25 protein-coding genes are annotated in these 24,800 nt (G+C 67.3%); 16 read left to right on the top strand and 9 right to left on the bottom strand.

From position 1 onward, the window contains the following. From ccoP to AC07R7_RS24915, 3 genes are all read left to right on the top strand, one after another. On the top strand, positions 1-864 hold an 864-nt coding region (gene ccoP, locus AC07R7_RS24925), incomplete at its 5' end, for a cytochrome-c oxidase, cbb3-type subunit III (RefSeq protein ID WP_494636995.1). A gap of 98 nt (positions 865-962) precedes the next feature. Next, the gene (gene ccoS / locus AC07R7_RS24920) at positions 963-1,130 is read left to right on the top strand and encodes a cbb3-type cytochrome oxidase assembly protein CcoS (RefSeq protein WP_492840944.1); all 168 of its coding nucleotides are present in this window, start codon (positions 963-965) and stop codon (positions 1,128-1,130) included. Positions 1,131-1,159: 29 nt separating this feature from the next. Then, a complete protein-coding gene (locus tag AC07R7_RS24915; protein WP_494636993.1) occupies positions 1,160-2,011 on the top strand; it encodes an oxygen-independent coproporphyrinogen III oxidase in 852 nt (283 codons plus the stop codon). Between the two features lie 359 nt (positions 2,012-2,370). On the opposite strand, the gene AC07R7_RS24910 is transcribed toward AC07R7_RS24915, so the two are convergent. Beyond that, positions 2,371-3,027 (bottom strand): helix-turn-helix domain-containing protein, encoded by a 657-nt coding sequence (locus tag AC07R7_RS24910; protein ID WP_492888871.1) that lies wholly within the window; start codon positions 3,025-3,027, stop codon positions 2,371-2,373. Between the two features lie 345 nt (positions 3,028-3,372). Here AC07R7_RS24910 and AC07R7_RS24905 point away from each other — a divergent pair, with 345 nt between their 5' ends. Then, entirely contained in the window at positions 3,373-3,756 is a 384-nt protein-coding gene (locus AC07R7_RS24905; protein WP_494636991.1) for a response regulator, read from the top strand. A gap of 37 nt (positions 3,757-3,793) precedes the next feature. On the opposite strand, the gene AC07R7_RS24900 is transcribed toward AC07R7_RS24905, so the two are convergent. After that, complete coding sequence (locus tag AC07R7_RS24900; protein ID WP_494636989.1) at positions 3,794-4,135, bottom strand: hypothetical protein; 342 nt, start codon at positions 4,133-4,135, stop codon at positions 3,794-3,796. 260 nt (positions 4,136-4,395) lie between these two features. Between AC07R7_RS24900 and AC07R7_RS24895 the strand changes: the two genes are divergently transcribed. The 7 genes from AC07R7_RS24895 to AC07R7_RS24865 all read left to right on the top strand — a co-directional run bounded on the left by AC07R7_RS24895 (position 4,396) and on the right by AC07R7_RS24865 (position 10,799). Continuing rightward, positions 4,396-5,832, top strand: a complete 1,437-nt coding sequence (locus tag AC07R7_RS24895; RefSeq protein ID WP_494636987.1) for a PAS domain S-box protein — start codon at positions 4,396-4,398, stop codon at positions 5,830-5,832. Further along, the gene (gene fixJ / locus AC07R7_RS24890) at positions 5,825-6,433 is read left to right on the top strand and encodes a response regulator FixJ (protein ID WP_494636985.1); all 609 of its coding nucleotides are present in this window, start codon (positions 5,825-5,827) and stop codon (positions 6,431-6,433) included. Before AC07R7_RS24895 ends, fixJ begins: the two co-directional genes overlap by 8 nt. Positions 6,434-6,661: 228 nt before the next feature. Then, positions 6,662-7,021, top strand: coding sequence for a DUF2946 family protein (locus tag AC07R7_RS24885; RefSeq protein WP_494636983.1), 360 nt, complete (start codon positions 6,662-6,664; stop codon positions 7,019-7,021). A 101-nt stretch (positions 7,022-7,122) separates the two neighbouring features. Further along, positions 7,123-9,279, top strand: coding sequence for a TonB-dependent receptor (locus tag AC07R7_RS24880; protein ID WP_494636981.1), 2,157 nt, complete (start codon positions 7,123-7,125; stop codon positions 9,277-9,279). Positions 9,280-9,489: 210 nt separating this feature from the next. Then, positions 9,490-9,681: a hypothetical protein gene (locus AC07R7_RS24875; RefSeq protein ID WP_494636979.1), complete on the top strand. Its 192-nt coding sequence runs from the start codon at positions 9,490-9,492 to the stop codon at positions 9,679-9,681. A gap of 39 nt (positions 9,682-9,720) precedes the next feature. Further along, positions 9,721-10,218: a copper chaperone PCu(A)C gene (locus AC07R7_RS24870; protein WP_494636977.1), complete on the top strand. Its 498-nt coding sequence runs from the start codon at positions 9,721-9,723 to the stop codon at positions 10,216-10,218. Next, positions 10,215-10,799 carry an SCO family protein gene (locus AC07R7_RS24865; RefSeq protein ID WP_492888495.1) on the top strand — a complete coding sequence of 195 codons (585 nt, stop codon included), beginning with the start codon at positions 10,215-10,217 and terminating at the stop codon, positions 10,797-10,799. Before AC07R7_RS24870 ends, AC07R7_RS24865 begins: the two co-directional genes overlap by 4 nt. Before the next feature lie 118 nt (positions 10,800-10,917). Here the strand turns inward: AC07R7_RS24865 and AC07R7_RS24860 are convergent, their stop codons facing one another. The 3 genes from AC07R7_RS24860 to AC07R7_RS24850 form a co-directional block, all read right to left on the bottom strand. Continuing rightward, the gene (locus AC07R7_RS24860) at positions 10,918-11,814 is read right to left on the bottom strand and encodes a glycerophosphodiester phosphodiesterase family protein (RefSeq protein WP_494636976.1); all 897 of its coding nucleotides are present in this window, start codon (positions 11,812-11,814) and stop codon (positions 10,918-10,920) included. Beyond that, positions 11,811-13,187, bottom strand: a complete 1,377-nt coding sequence (locus AC07R7_RS24855; RefSeq protein WP_494636975.1) for a purple acid phosphatase family protein — start codon at positions 13,185-13,187, stop codon at positions 11,811-11,813. The genes AC07R7_RS24860 and AC07R7_RS24855 overlap by 4 nt, the downstream gene beginning before the upstream one ends. Before the next feature lie 134 nt (positions 13,188-13,321). Beyond that, entirely contained in the window at positions 13,322-16,453 is a 3,132-nt protein-coding gene (locus AC07R7_RS24850) for a TonB-dependent receptor (RefSeq protein ID WP_494636974.1), read from the bottom strand. A 314-nt stretch (positions 16,454-16,767) separates the two neighbouring features. On the opposite strand from AC07R7_RS24850, the gene AC07R7_RS24845 reads away from it, so the two are divergent. Both AC07R7_RS24845 and AC07R7_RS24840 read left to right on the top strand, forming a co-directional pair. Then, positions 16,768-17,259, top strand: coding sequence for an RNA polymerase sigma factor (locus AC07R7_RS24845; RefSeq protein ID WP_492840981.1), 492 nt, complete (start codon positions 16,768-16,770; stop codon positions 17,257-17,259). Positions 17,260-17,264: 5 nt separating this feature from the next. Next, the gene (locus tag AC07R7_RS24840) at positions 17,265-18,206 is read left to right on the top strand and encodes a FecR family protein (RefSeq protein ID WP_494636973.1); all 942 of its coding nucleotides are present in this window, start codon (positions 17,265-17,267) and stop codon (positions 18,204-18,206) included. 115 nt (positions 18,207-18,321) lie between these two features. Here the strand turns inward: AC07R7_RS24840 and AC07R7_RS24835 are convergent, their stop codons facing one another. Next, positions 18,322-18,723, bottom strand: coding sequence for a winged helix-turn-helix transcriptional regulator (locus AC07R7_RS24835; RefSeq protein ID WP_492881710.1), 402 nt, complete (start codon positions 18,721-18,723; stop codon positions 18,322-18,324). Positions 18,724-18,779: 56 nt separating this feature from the next. Between AC07R7_RS24835 and AC07R7_RS24830 the strand changes: the two genes are divergently transcribed. From AC07R7_RS24830 to AC07R7_RS24820, 3 genes are all read left to right on the top strand, one after another. Continuing rightward, positions 18,780-19,106 (top strand): nuclear transport factor 2 family protein, encoded by a 327-nt coding sequence (locus tag AC07R7_RS24830; protein WP_492840987.1) that lies wholly within the window; start codon positions 18,780-18,782, stop codon positions 19,104-19,106. Further along, on the top strand, positions 19,106-19,888 hold the full coding sequence (locus AC07R7_RS24825) for an SDR family oxidoreductase (protein ID WP_494636972.1): 783 nt from the start codon (positions 19,106-19,108) through the stop codon (positions 19,886-19,888). The genes AC07R7_RS24830 and AC07R7_RS24825 overlap by 1 nt, the downstream gene beginning before the upstream one ends. A gap of 157 nt (positions 19,889-20,045) precedes the next feature. Beyond that, on the top strand, positions 20,046-20,840 hold the full coding sequence (locus tag AC07R7_RS24820; RefSeq protein WP_494636971.1) for an alpha/beta fold hydrolase: 795 nt from the start codon (positions 20,046-20,048) through the stop codon (positions 20,838-20,840). 427 nt (positions 20,841-21,267) lie between these two features. On the opposite strand, the gene AC07R7_RS24815 is transcribed toward AC07R7_RS24820, so the two are convergent. From AC07R7_RS24815 to AC07R7_RS24805, 3 genes are all read right to left on the bottom strand, one after another. Beyond that, positions 21,268-22,242 (bottom strand): hypothetical protein, encoded by a 975-nt coding sequence (locus tag AC07R7_RS24815; protein ID WP_494636970.1) that lies wholly within the window; start codon positions 22,240-22,242, stop codon positions 21,268-21,270. 63 nt (positions 22,243-22,305) lie between these two features. Continuing rightward, complete coding sequence (locus tag AC07R7_RS24810; RefSeq protein ID WP_494636969.1) at positions 22,306-23,028, bottom strand: response regulator; 723 nt, start codon at positions 23,026-23,028, stop codon at positions 22,306-22,308. An 86-nt stretch (positions 23,029-23,114) separates the two neighbouring features. Further along, on the bottom strand, positions 23,115-24,731 hold the full coding sequence (locus AC07R7_RS24805) for a GMC family oxidoreductase (RefSeq protein ID WP_494636968.1): 1,617 nt from the start codon (positions 24,729-24,731) through the stop codon (positions 23,115-23,117). Positions 24,732-24,800 lie beyond the last annotated feature (69 nt).

Here is a 24,800-nt window from a genome sequence, read left to right as displayed (position 1 = left end):
TCCGAACGCAAGACCGACGACGTCACCGGCGTCGAGACCACCGGCCACGAGTGGGACGGCATCCGCGAACTGGACAATCCGCTGCCGCGCTGGTGGCTGTGGGTCTGGTACGGCTGCATCGCCTTCTCGATCGGCTACTGGGTGCTGATGCCGGCCTGGCCGGGCGTGCATGGCTACACCAAGGGCCTGCTGCACCAGTCCGACCGGGCCGCCGTGGGCCACGAGCTCAAGGCCCTGGACGTCCAGCGCGGGGCGGGCGCGGCCCAGCTGCGCACCGCCAGCCTCGAGCAGATCGAGCAGGATCCCAAGCTGCAGGCCTACGCCCAGCAGGTCGGCCAGTCGGTGTTCGGCGACAACTGCGCCACCTGCCACGGCATCGGCGGCACCGGCGGCAAGGGCTATCCCAACCTGCGCGACGACGTCTGGCTGTGGGGCGGCAAGCTGGAGGACATCCAGTACACCATCACCCACGGCGTGCGCACCGGCGCGGACGGCGCGCGGATGTCGCAGATGCCCGCCTTCGGCCGCGACGAACTGCTCAAGCCCGAGCAGATCGACGACCTGACCGAATATGTCGTCCACCTGTCGAACCGTCCGGCCGACGCCGGGGCCATCGCCCGCGCCAAGCCGATCTTCGACACCCAGTGCGTGGCCTGCCACGGCCTGGAAGGCAAGGGCGACCAGGCCGTCGGCGCCCCCAACCTCACCGACAGCGAATGGCTCTACGGCGCCGACCGCGCCGCCATCCGCGGCCAGATCTTCGCCGGCAACGGCGGCGTCATGCCCACCTGGGCCGGCCGTCTCAGCCCCGAGACCATCAAGGCCATCGCCGTCTACGTCCACGCCAACGCCGCCGGACAATAACCGGCCATGCCAACCCTCATCGACAACACCAAACCCAAAACCGAAAACCGGACGGCGGTCTCAGCCGCCGCACGGGCCGGCCTGAAAGGGTGTCGTCGATGAACATCATCCTCTTCCTGGCCCCCGCGTCGATCGGGCTCGGCGCCATCGGCCTGCTGGCCTTCTTCTGGACCATGCGCTCGGGCCAGTACGACGACCCCAAGGGCGACGCCGCCCGCATCCTCTACGACCATCTCGACGACAAGCCGCCCGCCGATCCGCTCTGACCGCCTGGCCGGCCACAGGGAGTATCCCCATGCTCGACGTCCTTACCGCGCGCGCCTCCGGCCTGACCGCCGACCTTGTGGTTCTCCTGCCGGTCGAGGCCATGCTCACGCCAGGGGCGGCCGACCTGCGCGTCGACGCCTTGATCGAGGAGCTGATCCAGCTGGAAGCGGCTCTTCCTTCGCCGCGGCGCACGCGCGGTGTCCTCCTGAGCGGCGCGGCCAATCGCCTGACCCGCGACGGCATGGTCCGGCTCTTCGAAGCCTTGCGACATGTCTTTCGGTTCGCGCCCGGCGCGATCAGCGTCGCCGAGATCGATCTTTCGGCCTGGTCCAGCGCCTGGGCGAGCGCCGCGGCGTTCCACGGCGTCGGCCGCGCGCGGTTCAGCATTTCGCCGCCCGCGGGAGGCGACGCCGGCGGCGACCGGCCCGAGCTCGCGACCCTGGCCCAGGCGATAGCGGCCTTGCGGGACGCCCACGTCCCCGTGCTGGAGGTCGACTTGGGGGTCACTTTCGATCTGACGGGAAGCGCGCTGGCGGACGTTCGCCAGATCGTTCGCTCGGCGCCTGACGTCTTGCGGCTGTCGGCTTGCGCGGAGACGGGCGAGGTCCCCGGCGCGGCGCGGTCGGCGCGCGAGGTTCGCGCCTATCTCGAACGCGCCGGCTATCACGATATCGGCGGCGGCCTCTTCGCCCTGCCCGGAAACGATCCCGCCGCCAACGGCGCGAACGGCGTCGACCGATCCGAACACGCCCCCATCGTCATCGGCGCTGGCGCGCGGGCCGCGCCCGTCAAGGACGCCAAGATCAATGGCGGGGCGCCGAAGGCCGAGGTCGCCCCTGACCCATCGGTCGCCTCGTCGGGCCAGTCACGACAATTTTGACCTTGAGCGAGCGGGTTGCCTGATTGCCCGTTCGCGCAAGACCTTCCCGCCGAGCGACCGTTCGGCGGGAAGGCCCCTCCCCTTCCGCCTCAAGCCAGCCGCCCGTCCCGTGTCCGCCTTGGGGGCGGACGCCGCGCGGGGGTCGTCAACGCGCTGGGCGCTGGACGGCTCTGGGTGGCTCAAAAGGGAGATTTCCCGCCTTGCGATCATCGGTATCGCCCGCGAACGTTCGTCTTTGCCTCAACCTGGGCGCCGAAAGCCTGTTGGCGGTCCATGAGCGCATCGCTCGGTGCGATCTGGTCGAGGATTCGACGTCGATCCCGGACCCGGTCGGCTAGCCCGGAATCGATGGGAGGCCGTCAGGCGGCCAAATCCGTCGCCGAGAAGCGTGGGTGGGTGATCGTGAAGCGTCGTGAACCATCCAGCGCCACGCGGCCGTCATGCTGCAACTGGGTAAGCATGCGCGACACCGTTTCGATCGTGAGTCCCAGATAGTCGGCGATATCTTGGCGGCACATCGGCAGGTTGGCCCACGCCCCTTCGCTGCGCCGGGCGATCTGGCTCAGGAAGAAGACGACCTTCTCGTAGGCGTTGCGCCGCGCCAAGATCACCATGCGGGCCTGGGCCTGTTCCAGTTGCAGGCTAGTAACCGTCCAGATCAGCCGCTCGATAAGCGCCCCATCCTCGGCGACGGCGAGGGCCTGGCGCCGTACATGGGCGATTTCGCAGTCGGTGAGGGCTTCGGCCGCGTGGCTGTGAGTCGCGCCCAGCGCCAGTCCGAACATGTCGCCCGGAAAATAGAACTCGCTGACCTGACGACGACCGTCGGCGAGCAGCCGCGTGCTGCGCACCACGCCCTTGGTCACGCGATAGTAGTCGGTGGCCCGGCCCTCCTGGGCGAAGATCTCGTCCCCCGCCCCGAAGCGCGTCGTGCGCGCCAGGCGATCGAAGGCGGCCTGCGCGGCGAGGTCGGCGGACGTACCCGCAGCCGAACTGATCAAGACCTGAAACGGCATGACTTCCCCCAAAACTCTTCAGAAGATTAGGGACGAGAGGGTCACGCCCTCTATTAGGAAACCTACCTAGTCGAACTCATTTCGACGTCCTTGACCCGCGACCAATTCGCACACGTCCAGAGATGGGGAACACAATCGGAAAAGCCGGAACGAGCCCCCAAGATCAAAGACGCCGAATCTTTCGGCGCAATGCCGCGCCTCCTCGGGTTCGACCTATCGTTGCTGGAGTCCCACTCAGGTGCGACGGATTGTCCACTTAGGTAATCTTACCGAGTGTGGACAAACCCCAGGCATGGTGACGCTAGGCATCGCGAGCATCGTTCGTCGAGCGCCGGAAGGTCTACAATGCGCATTCTTCACGTCGATGACGACCAACTGGTTCTTGAACTGATCAAAATCAGCATGGGACGCCTCGGTCACGACGTCCTGTCCTTTCAGGACGGTCCGGCCGCCCTGGACCATCTGCGCACCCATCCTGTCGACCTGATCATCTCCGACGTGACGATGCCCGGCATGAACGGCGCGCAATTTGTCGGCGCCGTGCGCGACGAGGCCTTGTCCGGCGCGCCTGTCGTCTTCCTGACCTCGGGCTTCGACCCTCGCACCGCCGCGCTGGAGGCCCTGGCCCCCGTCGCCATCCTCGGCAAACCCTTCGACCCGTTCGAATTGCCCGCGGAGATCGAGCGCCGAATGGCGCGCGTCGCATCGTCGCAAGGCGCTCAAGCCTGACAGCGCCGCCGCGGGCGGCCCGACAAGCTCGGCGCACTCAGCGCGTCAGCGCCGCGCGCAGGGTATCGACCAGGTCATCGTCCAGCAGTGGCTTTTCAATCAGCAAGGCCCCCGACTGTTCCGTCTTGCGCCGCAGCTCCGCGGAGGGATGCGTGGCGGTCACCACCATGACGATGTCGGGAAAGAGCCCTCGCACCAGTTCGATGAGGGCCAGGGCGTCTATCGCTGGCGCGGCGTGCCCCATGATCACCGCCTCGGCCGCGCCTGCGCGCAGGCGGGTGAAAAAGGTCGACGTGGCGGCGAAGGTCTCCACCCGGTAGCCCTCGAGACTCAGGGAAAAGCTCAAGGCTTGACGCAGCGCGACATCCTCGTCGATCACGAGAACGCGAGGCGACTGGGCTAAACTCAAGGGCAAGGACACGGATCTTGTTCCGCCTGACGGGGGTGACCCGGCGGCGGGCCGGGTGCGCCCGACCTTGATACGCCGGCCCGACTGTCGGAAACATCTGGACTGCCCCTAAGGGGAATCCCGGACTAGTCACGGCCGCCCGACCGGCCACGCGCGGAGTGACGACCATCGACGAATTCACGCCGCCGCGTCCCAACTCCGCTCGGACTAACGCCGCTCGAGAATGGGCGATGGCCGCGAGCATCGCGTCCGCGCTGGTCGTCGCCGGGATCATCGCGCGCGTCTTGTTCGAACCGATCCTGGGCGATCGCGGCCTCTATCTCTTCTTCTTTCCGGCCGTGGTCGCCGCCTCCGCCTATCGCGGCGCGGCCGGGGGCCTTTTGGCCTGCGCTCTGAGTCTTGTCTGCCTTCTCCTCGTGAACCTGCGCCACAACGGCTTTGACTTCGGCGACGCGGTCGGGACGCTGCTGTTCGTGGCGGTCAGCGCGGGGATCTGTTTTGGCGGCGAGCGCTTTCGCACGGCCCGCAAACGGGCCGACGCCGTGACGGCCGATCTGCTGCTGCGCGAGGCCCATCTGGCCTCCATCCTCGACACCGTGCCCGACGCCATGGTGCTGATCGATGAAGCGGGGCGCGTGCGCTCGTTCAGCTCGACGGCCGTCCGTCTGTTCGGCTGGACCCCGGAGGAAATCTTCGGCCAGAACGTCAATCGACTCATGCCCGAGCCCTACCGGTCGGCGCACGACGGCTATCTGCAGCGCTACTACGGCACCGGCGAGCGCCGGATCATCGGCCTGGGTCGCGTGGTCATCGGCGAGCGCAAGGACGGTTCGACCTTTCCGATGGAGTTGTCGGTGGGTGAAATCCAGACCGGCCGGGAACGGTTCTTCACCGGCTTCGTACGCGACCTCACCGAGACCCAGCGCACCCAGGTCCGATTGCAGGAGCTTCAGGGCGAGCTCGTCCATATCGCCCGGCTGACCTCGATGGGCGAGATGGCCTCGGCGCTGGCGCACGAGATCAATCAGCCGCTGTCGGCCATCGCCAACTATCTGAAGGGCGCGCGCCGCCTTCTCGAAGAGACCGACATTGACCGCGACACCCTCGATGGCGCGCTCGACAAAGCCGGGGAGCAGGCGCTTCGCGCCGGCGCGATCATCCGCCGTCTGCGAGACTTCGTGGCGCGCGGCGAAACGGAGCGACAGGTAGAGAGCCTCAATCGTATGGTCGAGGAAGCTGCGGCCCTGGCGTTCATCGGCGCGCGGGAGCTCGGGGTCGGGGTGCGCTTCGACTACGACATCAAGACCGACCGCGTTCTGGCCGATCGCGTCCAGATCCAGCAGGTCATCGTCAATCTGATCCGCAACGCCATCGAAGCCATGTCGGACGGCCCTCGCCGAGACCTGAAGATCAGCGTATCGTGCGCCGACCAAGACGCGGTCGTCTCCGTGAGCGATACTGGACCTGGCGTCGCGCCGGAAATCATCGACAATCTGTTTGCCGCGTTTGTCACGACCAAGCGCGACGGCATGGGCGTGGGACTTTCGATCTCACGAACCATCATCGAATCGCACGGCGGTCGGCTGTGGGCCGAGGAGACGCCCGGCGGCGGGGCGACGTTCAGGTTCACCCTGAAGATCGTGGAAGGAGACCAGAGTCTTGAGTAACGGCGTCGTGCACATCATCGATGACGATGAAGCCATCCGCGACTCCCTCGGCTTTCTGCTGCGGGTCAATCGCATCCCGTTCCGCGTCTTCAGCTCGCCAGTAGAATTCCTGGAGGCCTCGCCGCCCGAGGGGGGCTGCATCCTGACCGATGTACGCATGCCCGAAATGAATGGCGTCGAGATGGTTCGTCGCCTGAAGGCGCGCGGCGATCGCGCGCCGGTCATTGTGATGACCGGCCACGCGGACGTTCCGCTGGCGATCGAAGCGATGAAGGCCGGGGTCGTCGATTTCATCGAAAAGCCGTTCGAGGAAGGCCAGTTGCTCGCGGCGATCAACGCCGCCCTGGCGCAAGGCAAGGCCCAGCGCGACCAGGACACCACTCTGATCGAGACGCGAAAGCGTCTGGCGGCGCTGTCGCCCCGCGAGCGAGAAGTCCTCGACGGCCTCGTCGAAGGCAAGGCCAACAAGGTCATCGCCTTCGACCTGGGGATCAGCCCGCGAACGGTGGAAATCCATCGGGCCAATCTCATGAGCAAGATGCAGGCGCGCAGCCTTTCGGAACTGGTGCGCATGGCCCTGTCGGTCCGGGATCGCGACTGATACGGCGGCGCGTCAGCGGCGGCTTCGCGCCGATCACCAAGGCGAGCGCCCCCTGTCCACCCGCGCGAGCCGCGACGTGCAGGGCGCCCCCGGCGACAGACGGACGCCGAGGACGTACGGGATCAAGCGTAGGCGACAGCCACCCGGTCTTCGGCTAAAGCGCATCGCGTGACTCGATCGGCGTTCCACCGCTGGCCCTTGATGCGCGCTGCGTTCCTTGCGTTGGCGTTGATAGCGGTTGCGCTGAAGGTGCTGGTGCCGGCGGGCTTCATGACAGCGCCGGGGCCGACGAACGGCCTGCCGTTCTCCGTGGTCATCTGCACTGGGCAGGGCGCGATGGTCGTCGAACCCGGCGACCCGATGAACCACGACAAAAGGACCCCGTCCGAAAAGCCGTCGCACGACCAGCCCTGCCCGTTCGCGGGCCATGGCGCGGCCACGCTCGCGCCCAGCGCGATCACCGTCCAGGCGGTCACTTTCGCCGTCTATGTCGAACCGGCGGCGCGCCCCGTGATGGGCTTGGCGCCGGGGCGCGGTCTGGCCGCGCCGCCGCTTCCCGCCCGAGGTCCTCCCAGCCTGCTGATCTGACGCCCTGGCGCCTTGGCGCCGGGCAAGGCCCTGCGCGCCGCGCCGGGCCCGTCTGCCGATCAGTTCAGCTCACGGCGCCGATGCGCGCCGAAGGATCTCACATGAAGTCTCTCCTGCTCGCCACGAGCGCCCTCGTCGGGGCCGCGCTCCCGGTCATGGCGCGCGCCGACGCCGTCCTCGACGCGGACCAGAACAAGGTCGAAGGCGTCGTCGTCACCGGCCGCTCGTTCAATCTCCAGACACAGGTCGCCGGCCGCCTTGGCCTCACCGAGCGCGAAACTCCCGCCGCCATCGAGGTGCTGACCCAGGAGGACATTCAGGCCCAGGGCCTGAGGACCGCGATCGAGGCCCTAAACGCCGCGCCCGGCGTCGTCTCGGGCGATCTGCCGGGCTCGGTCGGCTCGGTGTCGATGCGCGGCTTCCAGCGCGCGGTGAACTATCTCTACGACGGCGTGCGCATGCCCAATTCGGATGCGGGCGTCCGCAATTGGGACGCCTGGGCCTTCGAACGGATCGAGGTGATCAAGGGCCCGGCTTCCGTCACCTCCGGTGAAGGCGCCCTGGCCGGCGCCATCAACTTCGTGCCGCGCCGGCCGGTGCTTGGCCAACGCTCTGGCGAGGCCTTCGCCAGCGCCGGCAGCCGCGACAGCTACCGCCTGGCCGCCGACCTCAACGCCCCGGTCGGCGACAAGGCCGCCGTGCGCGGCGATGTGGCCTGGTCGCGCTCGGACGGCTGGGTCGACGACACCGACTCCCGCACCTTCGCCGCCAACCTGGCCGTCCTGCTGGCCCCCACCGATCGGCTCTCGGTGACGCTGTCGGCGGACTACTACGAAGATCGCTTCTCGACCGCGTACTATGGCACGCCGCTGGTGTCGGCCGCCGCGGCCCGGGATCCCTCCGACCTCGTCTCGGGCTCGGCAGGCCAGGTCCTCGACAAGGCGCTGCGCCGCAAGAACTATGACACCGCCGACGGCCTGATGGACTCCCAGTCGGTGTGGCTGCGGGCGCGCGCCGAGTACAAGCTGAGCGATGCGTGGACGCTGGTCAGCGACAGCAGCTGGTACGACGCCGACCGGCTGTGGCGCGACAGCGACGACTACAGCTTCAACAGCGCGAGCGGCCGTTTCGATCGCGCCACCAGCAAGATCAGCCACGACCACCAGTTCTGGAGCCAGCGCCTGCATGCGGCCTATGATGGCCAGTTGGCCGGCCGGCGCAACCGCTTCGTCGTGGGCGCGGAGCTGGGCGGCACGGACTTCTTCACGGTGCGCAGGTTCGGAACGACGACCTCGGTCGACCCTTACGCGCCGGTCCGGGGCCTGTTCCCCGCCGACGCGGCCGGCAACTTCTCGACCCGCCAGAACGTCTGGGCCGACGTCGACTCCAAGGCGCTGTTCGTCGAGGACGCCTACAACCTGACGCCCGACCTGCTGCTGGTCGGCGGCGCGCGCCTGGACAAGTTCTCGCTGGACCGCCGCGTGCTCAACGCCACCACCGGCGCGGTCACGCGCTACGGCCAGGACTACAGCCCCGTCTCCTGGCGCCTGGGCGCGGTCTACAACTTGCTGCCCAAGACCCAGGTCTACGGTCAGTATAGCCGCGCGGCGACGCCGGTCAGCGGCGTCCTGTTCCTCAGCGCGACCAACGCGGCTTTCAAGGTCAGCATGGGCGAGTCCTACGAGGTCGGGATCAAGGGCTTGACCTTCAACGACCGCCTGCAGCTCACCGCCTCGGCCTACCACATCCGCCAGGACGACATCCTGACCCGCAGCCCCATCAACCCGGCGGTGACGGTGCAAGGCGGCAGCCAAACCTCGCGCGGCGTGGAAGTGTCGGCCGAGTGGGCGGTGAGTGAAGAACTGAAAGCCAAGCTGTCGGCGACAGTCCTCGACGCCAAGTTCGACACCCTGATCGAGGCCGGCGGCGCCGACCGCGCGGGCAACCGGCCGGCCAATGTTCCCGAAAAGGTCGCCGATCTCCTGGTGACCTACGCGCCGCGCGCCTTGCCGCTGACCTTCACCGGCGCGGTGCGCTACAGCGGCGACTTCTTCACCGCCAACGCCAATACGGTGAAAGTCGACGCTCATACGCTGCTGGATGCTTCGGTCAGCTGGGCCGCGCCGTTCGGCACGCTCAGCCTTCGCGGCCGCAACCTGACCAACAAGCTCTACGCCGACTGGTCGGGCTACGCGTCCTACCTCGTCTTCCTGGGCGAGCCGCGCAGCGTCGAGCTCTCGCTCCTGCGCAAGTTCTAAGCCGAACCACCCGTCGGCCCTTCAAGGGGCCGGCGGGTCTTCCCAGGCCGTCAGCCTCAGGACCCGCAACACCGTGACCGTTCACGCCCGATCCTTGCTTCTCCGGATCCATCTTTGGCTCCACCTCGGCGGCCTGGCCGCTCGCCAGCCCATTCTCGTCCCCGCCGCCCTGTCTCCCTTCCCGTCACACACGCCTTTCAGGAGGATCCCATGATCCGCGTCCGTCTCCTCGCCGCCGCCTTCGCGGCCCTCTTCGGAACGATCATCGCGCTGGCCCTGCCCCTGCCTCGGGGCCAGGCCACGGCGGCGGCGGCCCCAATCGCGACCAAGGCCTGCGTTTGTCCCGGCGCGGGTCGCGCTTCGAGCGCCTCCGTAACCGCGTTCCTGAACCACCGCGCCTAGCGCCGATCCCATGCTTTCACACGTCAAAGGACCCTACCAATGAAGATCACCTCTGTTTTCTGCATCGCCGTCGCCGGAGCGATGGTCATCGCTCCCGCCTTCGCCGCGCAAAAGACGGCATCGCCCCTCGAGATCTCTCGCCCCTGGAGTCGGGCGACCCCGCCCGGCGCGACGACGGGGGCGGGCTATCTGGCTATCACCAACCCCGGCAAGACGCCCGACCGTCTGGTCGGCGGTTCGACGCCGGTCGCCGCCAAGCTGGAAATCCACGAGATGTCGATGACCGGCGGCGTCATGCGCATGCGTCCCGTGGCCGAGGGCCTTGTGGTCGGCGCGGGTCAGACCGTGACCCTGAAGCCTGGCGGCTATCACCTGATGCTGATCGGCCTCAAACGCCCTCTGAAGGCCGGTGAGCAGGTCCCGGTCACCCTGACCTTCGAACGCGCGGGCCCGGTCAAGACCGCCCTGGACGTGCAGGCGACCGGCGCCGCGCCGGCCGCGCCTTCCCATCATGACATGCCCGGGATGAAGATGTGAACCGGACCACAAAAGTCACCCTAGGGCTGACGGCGATCGGCGTGCTGGTCGCCGCCTTGCTGATCTTCTGGACAATGCGGCCACAGGGTTTGGCGCCGTCGTCGATCGGCGGCGCCTTCAGCCTGGTCGATCAGGACGGACGCGCCGTCACCGACAAGGATCTGCTGGGCAAGCCGACGGCGATCTTCTTCGGCTTCACCTATTGCCCCGAGGTCTGCCCCACCACCCTGGCCCAGATGACCCAGTGGCTGCAGGCCCTGGGTCCCAAGGCCGACAAGCTCAACGTGGTCTTCGTCTCGGTCGATCCCGGTCGAGACACCCCGGCGGTGATGAAGGAATATCTGTCCAATTTCGATCCGCACATCCGCGGATTTTCGGGCACGCCCGAGCAGGTCGCCCAGGCCGCCAAGGCCTACCGCGTCTACTACGAGAAGGTGCCGATCGAGGGCGGCGGTTACACGATGGACCATAGCTCGGCGATCTATCTGTTCGACGCCAAGGGTCGCTTCGTCTCGCCCATAGGCTACGGCGGCCCGCCTGAAGTCGGCCTCAGCGCGTTGAAGGCCCTCATACCGCCCTAGCGGTGGTCGGCTGGAGACCGATGGCTATGTCTCCGGTCCGATCGGATCGGGGCCGCTGACGGGTCGATCCGCGCCGATCGCCGCCTGGCGCAGGCGCGGAAACGCGTCGCTCACGGGGTCAACGCCTTGAGCTCTCCTTGGAAAGATCCGCGCCACGCAGAGCGACCAGCGCGAAAACCGCGTCGGTTTGAAGAATACTCGCCCCCATCGACAGTAAGGCCCTGACGCCAACGTCGTCGCCCGAGACCAGACGCTGGTCGGCGTCGCCCAGGCTGTTCAGCCAGACGCGCGCACCGAGTCGCGCGATAGCGTCGCGGGTTTCAGGCGTCAGGCTTTCGGGATCGGCGTGAACCACTTGCGCCGGTCCGGTGATCCGCAGCAGGTCGGCCAAAGGCAGATCCGTGGTGAACCGAACCATCAGGCGCGCCGCGGGGTCCAGGGCCCGCACGCTGGCGAGAATGGCGGGATCGCTGTCGAAGTAGAGGCTGGTGGCGCGCATGCCGGAGGCATTGACCGTCTCAACGATTGGCCTCAGACGATCGCTCTTCAGATCGAGATCGACCAGGATACGCCCGCAGGCCACCGCGAGCGCTTGCGCCAAGGTCGGCGGCGGCGCGTCGGCGATGCGGCCGTCGCGCTGTTTCAGCCGGAGCGCGGCGACCTCCGACGCGGTCTTGTCCTCGACCACGCCCTCGCCGGTCGTGGTCCGGTCGACCTTCCGGTCGTGCATCAGCACGGGTGTCCCGTCCTTGGTCACGGCGACATCGATCTCTACGATCTCGCCCCCCGCCGCGATGGCGTCCTCGATCGCCGCCAAGCTGTTCTCGGGCGCGCGGCTGTGCGCGCCGCGGTGCGCGGCGATCATCAGTCCGGCGTCCGGCCTGGCGAGGCGCGAGAGCGCCATCGCCATGGCGGGCGTCTGCGCGCAACGCTCCGGCGCCGTCGGCTCGGCCGCTCGCGCGGCGCTGGCCATGCCAAGGACGAGCATGCCTAGAAGTGCGAGGCCACGGATCATGGCGCGCGCTTCAGGTCGAGTTCGGCGCTCTTCGGCGCCAGATCGATCAGTCGAGCGGGCTTGCCTGGCGCCGGCTTGCTCAGGCGGAAGGCGTCGTAGAGCGCGCCTGTGGCGGTGTAGGCCCTGTAGGTCAGCTCGGCGCCGTCGACGCCAATCGCCTGGAACAGCTGCACGCCGGTCGCCTTGCGCGAAGCCCAGTCGCGCTCGCCGCCGACATACTGCTTGGGACCAGCCACCGACACCACATAGACCGGCGCGCCCTTTCGCCCCCGGGCGTAGGTGTGGTCATGGCCCTGGAGCACCAGATCGACGCCGTGCTTCTGGAGCACGGGCTCGAGCGCCGCGCGCAGCTCTGCGTTGTCGCGCCCCTTGGCGGTCGAATAGATCGGATAGTGCAGGAAGACGACGGTCCAGAGGTTTGGATTGTCGGTCAATCGCGCCTCCAGCCACTTCAGAGTCGCGTCGGCGAGGTCAGGAAAATCGGAGATGGCGTCGGCGTCGAGCGACAGGAACCGCACGCCCTGGTAATCGACTTGGTAGACGGTTTCCGACAGCGCCGCGACGCCTGGCGGACCATTGCGCGGCAGGGTGAACTGCTGTCTCCACTGCGGGGCCAGACTCGGACGGCCTTCGATCTGCGGGCCGTATTCGTGATTGCCCGGGCTGGGCAGGGTCAGAAGCTCAGCGTGCAGGTCCGGCGCCATGTCGAACCACTCGCCCCATTCTCGATCGGCGTCCGAGCGGTTGATCAGGTCGCCGGCGTAAAGCGCCAAGGCCGCGTCCGGCGCCAGGCGGCGCGCCATGCGCATGACCCGCGATCCGTGGCTCTCGACCTCGTTCTGCACGTCGCCGAAATAGAGGAAGCTGAACGGCTTGGCGGTCGCCGCCGCCGTGCGGATCTGCCGCCAGGCGCTGAAGGTCCGTCCATCGCCCACGCGATAGACGTAAAGCGTTTCCGGCTTCAGGCCCTGGACGATGGCGCTGTGGGCGGTCGCCGAGACCGGCCCGCCGTTGCGAGGAACGTACTGCATCACCTCGCTGTCGGCCATGACGGTCTGGACGGCGTCCTCGAAGGCGGGTCCGGGCGTCGCCTCGGCGTATTCGACCAGACCCTTGCCGGCCCCGGCCTCCATGCGCCAGGTCACCGCGAAGCCGCGCGACGGATCCTCGGTCGGATTGACGATCAGCCGCTGCGGCTTGCCACCAGTGATGAGCGGCTCGGCCGAAGGTCTCGCCTTGGCCGGCCCCTCGGCGGTCGCCGGCGCGGCGAGCGACAGAGCGCCCAGAGCGCCCAGAGCGACGCCGCATACGAGGGCCGCCGTCAGCTTGAACGATGCGCCACGAGCGCGGCGCGGATTGGAGCTTTGGGTCATGGTCGACCTTGGATCAGGCGTTCAGGAAAAGGAGGTCGGCGCGGCCAAGGGGGAGCCGCGCCGACGCGGCGCCCCCCAAAGGCGGGGCGCGCCTGCGCCACGGGCCGCGTCAACGCGGCCCGTAGGCGTCGCGGTCAGAGCTTCCAGTCGAAGCTGAGGCTGATGTAGCGGCCGTTCTCGATGTAGTCGCGAATGCCGCCCTTGGCCTTGCCGAACGTGTACCAGTAGGTGTGGCTGTCCAAGGCGTTCTGCACCTTGAAGGTCGCGGCCATCCGGTCGTTGAAGTGGCGGCGGACCATCAGGTCGACGAACCTGTAGTCCTGCTCGTAGGGATCGTTGCCGTAGTCCTCGATGTCTTCGAGCGATTCCGACTGGTAGCTGTACGAGACATAGGCCTCCCAGCCGTTGCGCTCCCAGAAGACTTCCAGATTGGCCAGTCGAGCGGGCGTCTCCATCAGCGGCAGTTCCAGGCCCGCCGGGTGCCAGCTGATGCCGGTGACGGCGCGGGCGCGCTGGAAGGTCATGTTGGCCGCGACGCCGAGGCCGTCGAACGGGGCTGGCAGCCAGTGCAGGATCTGGCGGGCGTTGACCTCCACGCCGGTCACCTTGGCGGACTTGCCGTTCATCGGCGTCGAGATGTCGACGCCTGTCCCGTCCGTATAGTTCTCCGTCGTGCCGTCCTGGATGACGCTGGACGAGGAGCGGAACAGGAAGTTGCGGATGTCCTTGTGGAACAGACCAATCGAATAGGCGCCGGTCTTGCCATTGTACCATTCCAGCGAGGCGTCGTAGTTCACCGCCTTCATCGGTTTCAGGTCGGGATTGCCCGTGGTGACGCTCTCGAGGATCCACTTGTCCTTGGGATCGGTCTTGCCGTCGCCGTTCGGATCGGTGTTGTAGCCGTAGGACTTGGCCGAACTCATGCGGTTGATGTCCGGACGCGAGAAGCTGGTCCAGACCGCGCCACGCAGGATCAGGTCGTCCCTGAACTTGTAGTTCGTGTGGATCGACGGCAGCACGTTGACGAAGTTGGACTTGTCGCGCGTGAAGGTGTCGCCCTTCAGCGGGTCTTCCAGCCAGGCCTGGATGTCGTTCTGGGTGCGCTCGACGCGAACCCCGGTGATGACCTCGGCCTTACCGAACTGGGCCTTGCCCATCGCGTAGCCGGCGAGGACGGTCTCCTTGTAGTTCCAGGTGTCTTCGTTGGAGACCTCCGCCGCGTCCGGCGACGTCGCCAGGCCGCTGAAGAAGGTGGACTTTCCGTCCTGGGCCTTGCGCAGCTCGGCCATCATGTTGTCGGTGTCGATCGTGACGCCCAGCCGGTACTGGCCCGAATAGACGCCGCCGAACAGGCTGTCGACGGACTTGCCAAAGTACGGAGAGAAGTCGGCCATCGTGCCGCTGCGGGTCAGGTCGATGAAGCTGCCGCCCGTCTTGCGGCGCTCCGAGACGGACATCTTCAGGCCCGTCTTCAGCTCGCGCAGCCAGTCGCTGGACGGCGCGTAGGCGAGGTTGAACTGGGCCTGCTTGAGCGTCTCCTCGTTGTCGCCGAAGCCGGCCGTCATGCCCGAATACTTGAAAGCGGCCGGGTCTTGGACGGCGGCCATGCCGGCGGCGTTCAGCACCCACTTCGGAAAGCGCGGGTCGCCAGCGGTCGAGACGAACACGCCCTTGTTGCCCAGCCAGTCATAGGCGTCGGTGCGGAACTGCAGCTCGAACTCGTCTTTGATGTTGTCGCGCGAGTTGGAGTACGAGAGATCGTAGTCGACGGTCAGGTCGCCGAACCGGCTCTTGCCGCCCAGAGTCGCCGAGCCCAGCACGCCTTCGGTCGAGCCCCCTTCCCAATAGCGGCGCAGCCGAAAGCCTTGCGGGTCCCACAGGCCCGAAGCCCCGTCCAGACTGTAGAAGCTCTTGGTCTTGCGGTCGGCGTCGGTGATCCGCCCGTCCTTGTTCTGATCGACGATGTCGTTGACCGAATAACCGTAGACGCGCGCGCCGTTCTCGACGCCGATGACCGCCTTGTCGGGCGTCATCAGGTCTGTGCGGGATTTGTCCTTCTGGACCAGGCGCTCGGAAATGCGGTCGGCGTAGTTGCGAAAGTTGAGCCGATTGCGGAATTCCGTCTCGTCATAGACGTTGTACTGTCCACGCAGGTGGACCTCGTGGTCGGCGCTTCGCCAATCCAGCGATGCGTTGACGCCCTTGCGCTCGACCTTGGTCTCGCCCGCCGAGAGCTCGACGCCAAGGGTCTGGAAGGTCGAGGTGTCGAAGTCGCGCGACTTGTTGGTGACGAACCAGCGCTGGGGCATGTCGTCGCCCGACCCGCCGACTTGCTCGAACTGTGAATTGCGGCGTGAAAAGCTGGCGGTGACGAACAGGCCAAGGTGCTCGTTGAACTGGCGGCCGAACGACAGCTGCGCCTCGCCCGACTTTTTCCGGTCGCGCTTGTCCAGCATCGTGCCTTCGAGCGACACCGCCAGGTGCGTGGGATCGAAGTCGAACGCGGTCGGCGTGCGGATCTCGACCGAGCCGCCCAGGGCGTCGCCGTCCATGTTGGGCAGGATCGACTTGAACACGGTGATCGAGTCGACGCCGGCGGCGGGCAGGAAGCTCAGCCGCACGCCGCGATAGAAGTTGTCGCCGGGCGAGCCCATGCCGCCCAGACGCACGCCGTTGACCGAATAGGTGTTGTACTCCGTGGCCAGGCCCCGGATCGAAATACGATCGCCCTCGCCGGTCGTGTGGTTTCGCACGGCCGACACGCCGGGCAGACGCGAAACCGCCTCGGTCAGGTTGGACGAGGGCAGCTTGCCCATGTCGTTGGCGCTGACCACGTCGGTGATCATGTCGGCGTCGCGCTTGGCGTCGAGCGACTTGCGCAGGCCGGCGGCGTAGCCGACGACGATCAACTCGTCGACCTCATCGGCGACGACCAAAGGGCGTTCACGCAGCACGACGGCCCCGTTGATGACCTCGACGGTAAGCGGCGCGGCCGACAGCATTTGCTTCAGCGCCGCCTCGGCCCGCAAGCGCCCGTCGACCGCCACCGACTGGCGGCCTCGCGTCAGCGCCGGATCGACCGAAATGGCGACGCCGGAGATCCGCGAGAACACCATCAGCGCCGCGCCAAGATCCTGCGCGGGGATGTCGAAGCGGGCTTCCGCGGCCAGCGGCGCGGACGGGGCGGATTCGGCCAGGGCCGCGCCGGCCCCCGCCGCCATCGAAAGGGCCGCCACCGCGGCGAGAAGTCGAGATTTGTAACGCATCAAACGCCCCCAGAACCTTGAGCCCTTTTTTCGGGCCTCGAACGGGGTAGACGGAGCCATCGGCAATATCAGACAGGCGTCGCAAAACTTTTATTTTTCTAAGCCCTTCAATCCATCGCTCCACGCACCGGAGATATATATCTCTATACTGATGATATATTTCCAATCTGATCCTCGTAGGGAGCTCAAACGCTTTCTGATCACCGCGCAGCCCTTCACAAAACTGCCGTACAGTTCGGCTAACGCCGCCGCTCATCGAGCCGCCTTCGGGGCGCGGCGAGGCCTGGAATCCGGGAATGGCGCAGAACGAACCCGTGCCGGTCTTCGAGACCGTGCGCGCGCATGAGACCCGGTTGAAGGCCTATGCGCGGCGACGCGGCGCGGACGGCCACGAAGCCGAAGATCTGTTCCAGGAAACCGTGCTCCGCCTTCTGCAGCGAGCGCGCCGAGCGCCCTTGCTCAATCCGCTAGCCTATGCGTTCCGCGTACTCGACAACCTGATGCGCGATCACCGCCAGGAGCCAAGCTTCGAGGCGTTGGACGAAAGCGAGCCGTGCGAGCAGCCGGGTCCGAGCGCCCTTCTTGAGGGACGCGAGCTAGCCGAGGCGTTCTCTCGCGCGATTGCCGCCATGCCCAGGCTTCGTCGGGAGGTTTATCTGCGACGCCGCCTGGACGGCCAGAACTACGACCGCATCGCTCTTGACCTCCGTCTGACGCCCGAGGCCGTCCAGAAGCACTACAGCCGCGCGTCGGCGGCCCTGCGCAAGGTCCATCAGGATGGATTTTCCGCGTTGGGCGAAGGATAGGCCGCATGCGCGATACGCATCTCGACAGGACCGACGATCATCTGGCGGCGCTTTGGGCCGACCGCCTTGCGACCGTCCCGCTGCCTCGTCACGACGCGCGGGAGCTCGAGGAATGGCTGGCGGCGGATCCGCGCCGCGAAGCCTTGCTGGCCGCGCACCGCGATCTGATCGCCTCGGCGTCCCTGCGCCGGGCCTTGATCGGCGCTCGCGCGGCGGCTCGTCCTGGGGCCAAGTCGCGCGGGCTGGGAATGCCGTCGTGGGCGCTGGCCGCCGCGGCCGCGGCCGCTGCGGTCTTGGCTTGGCCCCGCCCCGCGCTGGAACTGAAGACCCCCCAGGGCCATCAGCAGGTCCAGGTGCTGGCCGACGGCTCCAGGCTGACCTTGAACGGCGACTCCCAGGCCCGCGTGGCCTTGGCGCGCCGGAAACGGGACGTGCGCCTGGACCGCGGCGAAGCCTTCTTCAAGGTCGCCCACGATCCGTCCCGCCCCTTCACCGTCCATGCGCGCGACGCCTCGGTCACCGCTCTGGGCACCGCCTTCAACGTCAATCGCCTGGCCGACGCGACCGAGGTCACCGTGCGCGAGGGCAAGGTCAGGGTCGTCGCCGCCGTGGCCCCCGACCGGCCAGTCGTCGTCGTCGCCGGCGAGAGCGTCCGGGTTTCCGCGCGGGGGATCGAGGGACGCATCCGCTTCAACCCCGCCGCCGCCGATGACTGGCGCAGCGGCTGGATCGAGCTGAACAACGGCCGGCTGGGCGACCTGGTGACCGAACTGAACCGCGCCAACGCCACGCGGCCGTTGAAGCTTGGCGGGACCGCCCTGGCCGACCTTCGCTTGACCGGACGCTTCCGCGCGACGGCGCCGCGCGAGACGGCGGAGCTCGTGGCGGCGACGCACGGCCTGACTCTCCGCGAAGCCCCCGATGCGATCGTCCTGGGCCCAGACTGACTTGAATGGCGCGGTTCGATCAGACGGATTTCGAGGGGGCGGTGATCGCGCCCTTGCCGCCTGACAAGCCCCGCGCCGGGACGACCGGCGCGGTGCGGTTGGAGGCGACCGCCACCTACAGAGGTTCAGGGATCAGCCTCGAGCGCTGTTCCGCGGGCGCGTTTTCGGCCCAGAGCAAGAGCGCGTCCAACGCCGGACATAGGGACTGCCCCCAATCGGTGAGATGATACTCGACCTTCGGCGGCGCCTGCGGGTGAACGATCCTGGTTACGACACCATCAGCCTCGAGTTGTCGCAGCTGCTGGATCAGCATCTTCTGAGACACGCCAGGGATAGCGCGCTCCAGGTCAGAGAACCGCTGCACTCGGCCGCCGAACAGCTGAAACAGAATTACCAGCTTCCACCGCCCCTCCAGAACCCGGATGACATTCTGGATGCTCAGAGACGCCGAGTCCGCCGTATAGGCCACACGCTTACTTTCGGGTGCGTGCCTTACTTTTTCGTCCGTTCTTGTCATTTCGGGAGGGTGTTCACAGGTTGTGGCGGACAGCAACCTTATGCCGGAGACCATCGGTGTCCACCAACCTCCCCCGCCCTATCGCCGACTATGTCGAGGCCAATGCCCGCCTTGACGTGGACGACATGCTTGCCGCCTTCGCCGCCGACGCCGTCGTGAAGGACGAAGCGCGCGAGCATCGCGGCCATGCCGAGATCAAGCCCTGGATTGAGTCAGCGACCATAGCCGCTCGCGCGATCTTCACGCCGAACGCCTGGCGCGAGGACGACGGCGCCGTCATCGTCGACGGGATCACCGTTGGCGACTTCCCAGGAAGCCCGCTTCCGTTCGCCTTCCGCTTCAGGCTGAACGGCGGGGCCATTTCGGCCCTGGAGATCGTCTGATGTCCGGCGAGCAACGTGAATTCGAAGGCGTCCGCGCCGTGGTCACCGCCGGCACCAAGGGCGCCGGCCGCGCGACGGTCGAACGCCTGCTGCGCGGCGGCGCCAGCGTCGTCACCGCCGCGCGGAGCGCCGCCAACGCCCCTGTCGGCGCCCATGTCGTGGAAGTCGACCTGACCAAGCCGGAAGGCGCCGAACAGCTGGCGCGGGCCGCGATCGAACACCTCGGCGGCGTCGATGTTCTGGTCCACGTCCTGGGCGGCTCGTCATCGCCCGGCGGCGGCTTCGCCGCGCTCACCGACACGCACTGGGCCGCGGAGTTGGATCTCAACCTGATGTCGGCGGTGCGTCTAGACCGGGCGCTGCTGCCGCAGATGCTGGAACGCGGACGCGGCGCGGTCGTCCACGTCTCGTCCATCCAGCGGACGCTGCCGCTGCCGGAGTCCACGACGGCCTACGCCGCGGCCAAGGCCGCCCTCACCACCTACAGCAAGTCCCTGTCCAAGGAGATCGGCCCCAAGGGCGTGCGCGTCAACGTCGTGTCGCCGGGATGGATTCATACCGAGGCGGCCGACGATCTGATGCGCCGGATCGCCGACAACACGGGCGGAACGCTCGAAGAAGCGAGACAAAGCATCCTGGACGCGCTCGGCGGCATTCCGCTCGGCCGGCCGGCCAGGCCCGAAGAGGTGGCCGAATTGATCGCCTTCCTGGTCTCGGACCGCGCCTCGGCCATCCACGGCGCCGAATACGTCATCGACGGCGGCACGATACCCACCGTCTAACCTGGCGACGGCCTCCTACTCCCCGCGTAGCGCCGACCAGGAGAAAATACATATCGCGATAATTTTTCCCTGGACACACGATCGGCTCGCGACTACAAAATGATTATCGCAATAATCTTTATCGCAGAAACCACTTAACGACCTTTGGGAGAACCCTATGATCCGCCAAGCTCGCAACATTCTCATCGCCGCCGCCCTGACCGGCCTGGCCGGCGCCGCCCATGCCCAGCCCGACGCTTCGCCGGCCGCGAGCGCTCCAGCGGTCCGCAACGTTGTCCTGGTCCACGGCGCCTTCGCCGACGGCTCGGGCTGGCGGGGTGTCTATGACCGACTGACCGCCAAGGGATACAAGGTCAGCATCGTTCAGAACCCGCTGACCTCGCTGGCCGACGACGTCGCCGCCACCCGTCGTGTGCTGGCCCGCCAGGACGGCCCCGCGATCCTGGTCGGCCACTCGTACGGCGGCACGGTGATCACCGAGGCCGGCAATGATCCGAAGGTCGCGGGCCTGGTCTATGTCGCCGCCCTGGCGCCCGACACCGGTGAGTCCACCGGCGACCAGTTCGCCCAGATCCCCGCCCCTCCCGGCTTCGTGATCGAGCCGCAGTCCGACGGCTTCGGCTTCGTCAATCTCGCCAAGTTCAAGGCCGGCTTCGCCGGCGACATCAACGACGCCGACGCCGCCTTCATGCGCGACTCGCAGGTGCCGATCGCCATGTCGGCCTTTGGCGAGAAGGTCACCCGCGCCGCCTGGCGCGCCAAGCCCAGCTGGTTCGTCGTGGCGACCGAGGACGGCGCCATCGATCCGAAGCTGCTGCGCAAGACCGCCGCGCGCATCGGCGCCGAGACGGTGGAGGTGAAGGGCAGCCACGTCGTCTTCCTCAGCCAACCTGGAGCGGTGGCCGACGTGATCGACCAGGCCGCCAAGGCCGCCCCGCGTAAGGCGAAGTAAGACCACGACAGACGCCCAATGGGCCGGCCGCCGACACGCCATGCGCGTCGGCGGTCGCATCGATTTTGTCCAACACGCCTGGGATGGTTCCGACGCCGACAATGCGATCACCGCGGCGCTCAAATCGCAGCGACTATTACCGCTGAAACCGCCCTTTGATTGCGGCGCCGCCCCGCAACGACGACACTCGGCCTCAAGAAAGCGCCGCTCTTTCGCCCCGCCGAGCATCGGGGCCAAGGCGCGCAAGGCGCTCGCCTTTCGTCCCATCCCCCCGACCTTAAGGGACATACCTTCGACGTGGCGTACTCCCCCCTACGCGCGTCCTTCCGGCCCAACCGGCGCGATCACGTCCCCCAAGGGCGCGCGCCTTGGTTTCCGGCGTCAGCCAGCCGAACGGCGGCGGGTCTGCAAACCCGCCGCCGGCCTTTCAGATCTTTTCCGGGCTCTCCGCACGCGCGCGGGCAAGCGCCGCTTCGGCCGCTTCGAGACGCGATCGGACGGCGGGGGATTTGAGCGGCTCGACCGAAACGATCGCGACGCCCAGCGCGTCCAGCACCTGGATCTTCAGCGGCGTCTCGAACCGGCTCGAGAGCTCGCGCCAAGCCATGAGCTCGGCGAAGTCCTCGCCGGCCGATGCGGTGGAATAGAGCGATACGAACGGCGCCTGCGCCAGCGCCCGGTACAGCGTCGGACTTCGCGACAGGGGCAGCTTAGGTCCGCGTCGATAGACCGAATGGGCGATCACGCCGGTCGCATAGGGCTGCGTCAAGTTTCGATAGTCGACCCAGACCGTCTTGAACGGACCGCCGGCCGTGGTGACGTCCAACGTGCGGTCGATCACGTGCGTGGTCTCATGCAGCAGAATGTAGGTCAGGGCGGAGGCCCTACCGGCCTCAACCTTCACGCTGTAGCCCGATCCGTCCGGGGAAAAGAGCATCGCCTCCTTCTGGGTGAGGAAGTCCGAAAGCGATGTCTCGAGCACATCGGCGCGTAGGGTGATGTCGAACAGCCGCTCGCCGTTGGGGCCCTCCGAGGACCGCGTCAAGGCCGTGCCCGCGCTGGACGGCGCGTCGATGAAACTGAGCCGCGCGAGACGTCGCTCCAGGACCTGTCGGTACAGCGCCGGAAGATCGGCGATGGCGCTTTCGATCAACGCCCATTCCCTGTCGGTAAGGACATGGGCCTTGGTCTCCTTGGCGCCCGCCTCGACATAGGCCTTGATGGTCTCGTCGTGAGGCGGGCCGATCCGCGCGCGGAGAACCGAAGCGGTTTGACCGCCAACGGCCGCCGTCGAGAGCGCAGCGGCCTTGGCAAGCCCGCCCCCGGGCCAGGCCAGCAAGAGCAAGCCCGTGGCCAGCAGCGCGCCAAACTTGGGTCCGGGATGCGACGGGACTTCTGGCACGCGCCGTCTTCCTTTTCGATCATCGGGTCAGGCAAGGAACAGGTTTGTCGAGACGGACGTGAGTCAGACGATTTCGACCGGAACGGCAAGAGCGTATCCTGCACCCCGCTCGGTGCGGATGATGCGCTGACCGCCGGGCCAGGCCGCCAGCTTGCGGCGCAACCGCAGGATCATCACGTCGATGCTGCGGTCGGTGACCTCGTCGGGATGCACGCGACAGGCGGCCACCAACTGCTGACGGCTGAGCACCTGGCTCGGCGTCTTGAGCAGGGCCGCCAGCAGGTTGAACTCGGCGGCCGTCAGCTTGACGGCGACGCCGCCTGGCGCGGTCAGACTTCGCCGCCGCAGATCGGCTTCCCAGCCGACGAAGCGCCAGCGGGCGCGTTGTCGCAAGCGCGTCGAACGCGCCGGCCCCGCGCGCCGCAACACGCTGCGGATCCTGGCCAGCAGCTCACGAGGGCTGACCGGCTTGCTCATGCAGTCATCGGCGCCCAGTTCCAGCGCCACCACCTTGTCCGGGCCTTCGCCGGGCGCGCTGGTCAGGCTGATGACGGGCGCCTCGTCGCGGTCGATGACGCCGCGCATCAGGTCCAGCCCGTTCTCGGCCCCCAGCTCGAGATTCAGAACCACAAGATCGACCGGCCGGGCGGCCAGGATCCGCTTCATGGCCGCCCCGTCCGGGGCCGTGCTGACCTGAAAGGCGTAGGCGCTCAGATAACCTTGAAATTCGTCTCGGGTCCGGGGGTCGTCGTCCACCACGAGGACGTGCCTTTGAGCGTGCGGCATACATCGGCTTTCCTGGAAGATTTGTAGTCAAACGACGGACGCGGCCGGCGCCTCGAGAAGCGCGGCCGCGTCGTCTTCTCGGACCTTTAGAGGCCGTGGGTCGCGCGGAGGTACCGGGAGGCCTTTTCCCCGATGATCACGCAGGGCGCCATGGTGTTGCCCGTGGCCACCTTGGGCATGATCGAACCATCGGCGACGCGCAGCCCCTCGACGCCATAGACGCGCAGGCTGGAGTCGACCACCGACATGGCGTCACGCCCCATCTTGGCCGAGCAGGTCTGATGCCAGTAGGTCACCGCCGCGTCGCGCACATACTGCTCCATGTCCGTCTTGTTCAGCGGGCCCGGCATGGCTTCGCGGGTGACCAGGGGGGCGAAGGCCTGGGTGTTGCCCAGGTCCCGGCAAAGCTCCACGCAGGCGATCGCCGCCTTCAGATCATCCGGGTGGCCGAAGGTGTTCAGCTCGATTCGTGGGGCGATCGTCGGATCGGCCGACGCCAGGCGCACCCTGCCCCGGCTTTTGGGATGGGCCAGGCCCGCGAACATGGTCCAGCCGTGCTCGGGAACCCCGCGAACGGCGGTCTCGGGGCTGGGGACCGGGAACTCGACTTGGCAGAATAGCAGGTCCGGCTCGGTGAGCGCCGCGTCCGACTTCCAGTAGAGCGTGGCTTCGCTGCCACTGTTTCGCGGCGCGATCGGCTCGCGGTACTCCCAGATGCAGCCGAACGAGACGTGGTCCTGCAGGTTCGCGCCGACGCCCGGAAGTTTGTTCAGCACCTTGATGTCGTGGGCGCACAGCTCGTCCTCGTCGCCGATGCCCGATCGCATCAGGACGGTCGGCGTCTGGATCGCGCCCAGGCACAGGATCACCTCGTGGGCGACGCCGAACCAATGCATCGCGCCGTTGCGGACCGTCTCGACGCCGACCGCGCGTCCATTCTCGATCAGCACCCGGTTGACGTGGGTGTGCGTCAGCAGCGTCAGGTTCGGCCGGTCGAGATACGGAAAGGTGAAGGCGCGGAAGATGGAGTGGCGCTTGCCGTTACGGATCAGCACGTCGCTGATGGCGCAGCCGCCCGCGCCCTCCATCATTTCGCCGTTCGGCGAGCCGTAGGTCGGAATGCCGAGCTCATGGGCCGCGTCGACCATGGCGTAGGCGGCCGGACCGGGATCCGGCGCCGATTGCACATGGACAGGGCCGCCCGTCCCGCGCCGCAGAGGATCGGCCGGACCCTGCCAGTTCTCGATCTCCCGATAGAGCCCCAGGACCGCGTCATAGCCCCAGGAGGCGTCGCCGCTTTCCGTGGCGAAGTGGTCCCAGTCGCTGCGGTGGCCGCGCGACCAGACCATGACGTTGATGCTGGAACCGCCACCGCAGACCTTGCCCATCGACATCGGCATGGATCGTCCGTTCAGCGCCGGATTGGGCTCGGCCACGAAGCCCCAATCGGTGTCGCCGCCCAGGTTGGTCGGCCAGGCGGCCGGCTCCATCACGCTGGCGCGCTCGTCGCTGCCGCCCGCTTCGATCAGCAGCACCTGCACGTCGGGGTTCTCGGCCAACCGCCGGGCCAGCACCGAGCCAGCGCTTCCCGCGCCACAGACGATGAAGTCATAGGTCGCCTTGAGATCGCCAGCGCGCTCGGCCTGGTTGGCCGCCACACGGGCGGCGAAATCGGGATGATCGCTGGGAAGATTGTCGTTCATGCTCACGCTCCAAACTCGAAATGAAGTATCAAATCTATCAATTTCATCAAATGCATCGAATTTGGAGCT

It is taken from the genome of Caulobacter sp. GW821-FHT05F04 (assembly GCF_059419665.1).
Note: the sequence above shows the minus strand (reverse complement) of the source record. Positions and strands in the feature narration are given on the sequence as shown.

Bases quoted from the DNA above. Each gene is read 5' to 3' on its own strand.
- ccoS (WP_492840944.1), top strand. From the start codon at position 963: ATGAACATCATCCTCTTCCTGGCCCCCGCGTCGATCGGGCTCGGCGCC.
- AC07R7_RS24820 (WP_494636971.1), top strand. From the start codon at position 20,046: ATGATCCGCCAAGCTCGCAACATTCTCATCGCCGCCGCCCTGACCGGC.
- AC07R7_RS24860 (WP_494636976.1), bottom strand. From the start codon at position 11,814: ATGATCCGTGGCCTCGCACTTCTAGGCATGCTCGTCCTTGGCATGGCC.
- AC07R7_RS24835 (WP_492881710.1), bottom strand. From the start codon at position 18,723: ATGACAAGAACGGACGAAAAAGTAAGGCACGCACCCGAAAGTAAGCGT.
- AC07R7_RS24880 (WP_494636981.1), top strand. From the start codon at position 7,123: ATGAAGTCTCTCCTGCTCGCCACGAGCGCCCTCGTCGGGGCCGCGCTC.
- AC07R7_RS24805 (WP_494636968.1), bottom strand. From the start codon at position 24,731: ATGAACGACAATCTTCCCAGCGATCATCCCGATTTCGCCGCCCGTGTG.
- AC07R7_RS24915 (WP_494636993.1), top strand. From the start codon at position 1,160: ATGCTCGACGTCCTTACCGCGCGCGCCTCCGGCCTGACCGCCGACCTT.
- AC07R7_RS24840 (WP_494636973.1), top strand. From the start codon at position 17,265: ATGCGCGATACGCATCTCGACAGGACCGACGATCATCTGGCGGCGCTT.
- AC07R7_RS24895 (WP_494636987.1), top strand. From the start codon at position 4,396: ATGGCCGCGAGCATCGCGTCCGCGCTGGTCGTCGCCGGGATCATCGCG.
- AC07R7_RS24810 (WP_494636969.1), bottom strand. From the start codon at position 23,028: ATGCCGCACGCTCAAAGGCACGTCCTCGTGGTGGACGACGACCCCCGG.
- AC07R7_RS24825 (WP_494636972.1), top strand. From the start codon at position 19,106: ATGTCCGGCGAGCAACGTGAATTCGAAGGCGTCCGCGCCGTGGTCACC.
- AC07R7_RS24905 (WP_494636991.1), top strand. From the start codon at position 3,373: ATGCGCATTCTTCACGTCGATGACGACCAACTGGTTCTTGAACTGATC.
- AC07R7_RS24875 (WP_494636979.1), top strand. From the start codon at position 9,490: ATGATCCGCGTCCGTCTCCTCGCCGCCGCCTTCGCGGCCCTCTTCGGA.
- AC07R7_RS24850 (WP_494636974.1), bottom strand. From the start codon at position 16,453: ATGCGTTACAAATCTCGACTTCTCGCCGCGGTGGCGGCCCTTTCGATG.
- AC07R7_RS24870 (WP_494636977.1), top strand. From the start codon at position 9,721: ATGAAGATCACCTCTGTTTTCTGCATCGCCGTCGCCGGAGCGATGGTC.
- AC07R7_RS24910 (WP_492888871.1), bottom strand. From the start codon at position 3,027: ATGCCGTTTCAGGTCTTGATCAGTTCGGCTGCGGGTACGTCCGCCGAC.
- AC07R7_RS24855 (WP_494636975.1), bottom strand. From the start codon at position 13,187: ATGACCCAAAGCTCCAATCCGCGCCGCGCTCGTGGCGCATCGTTCAAG.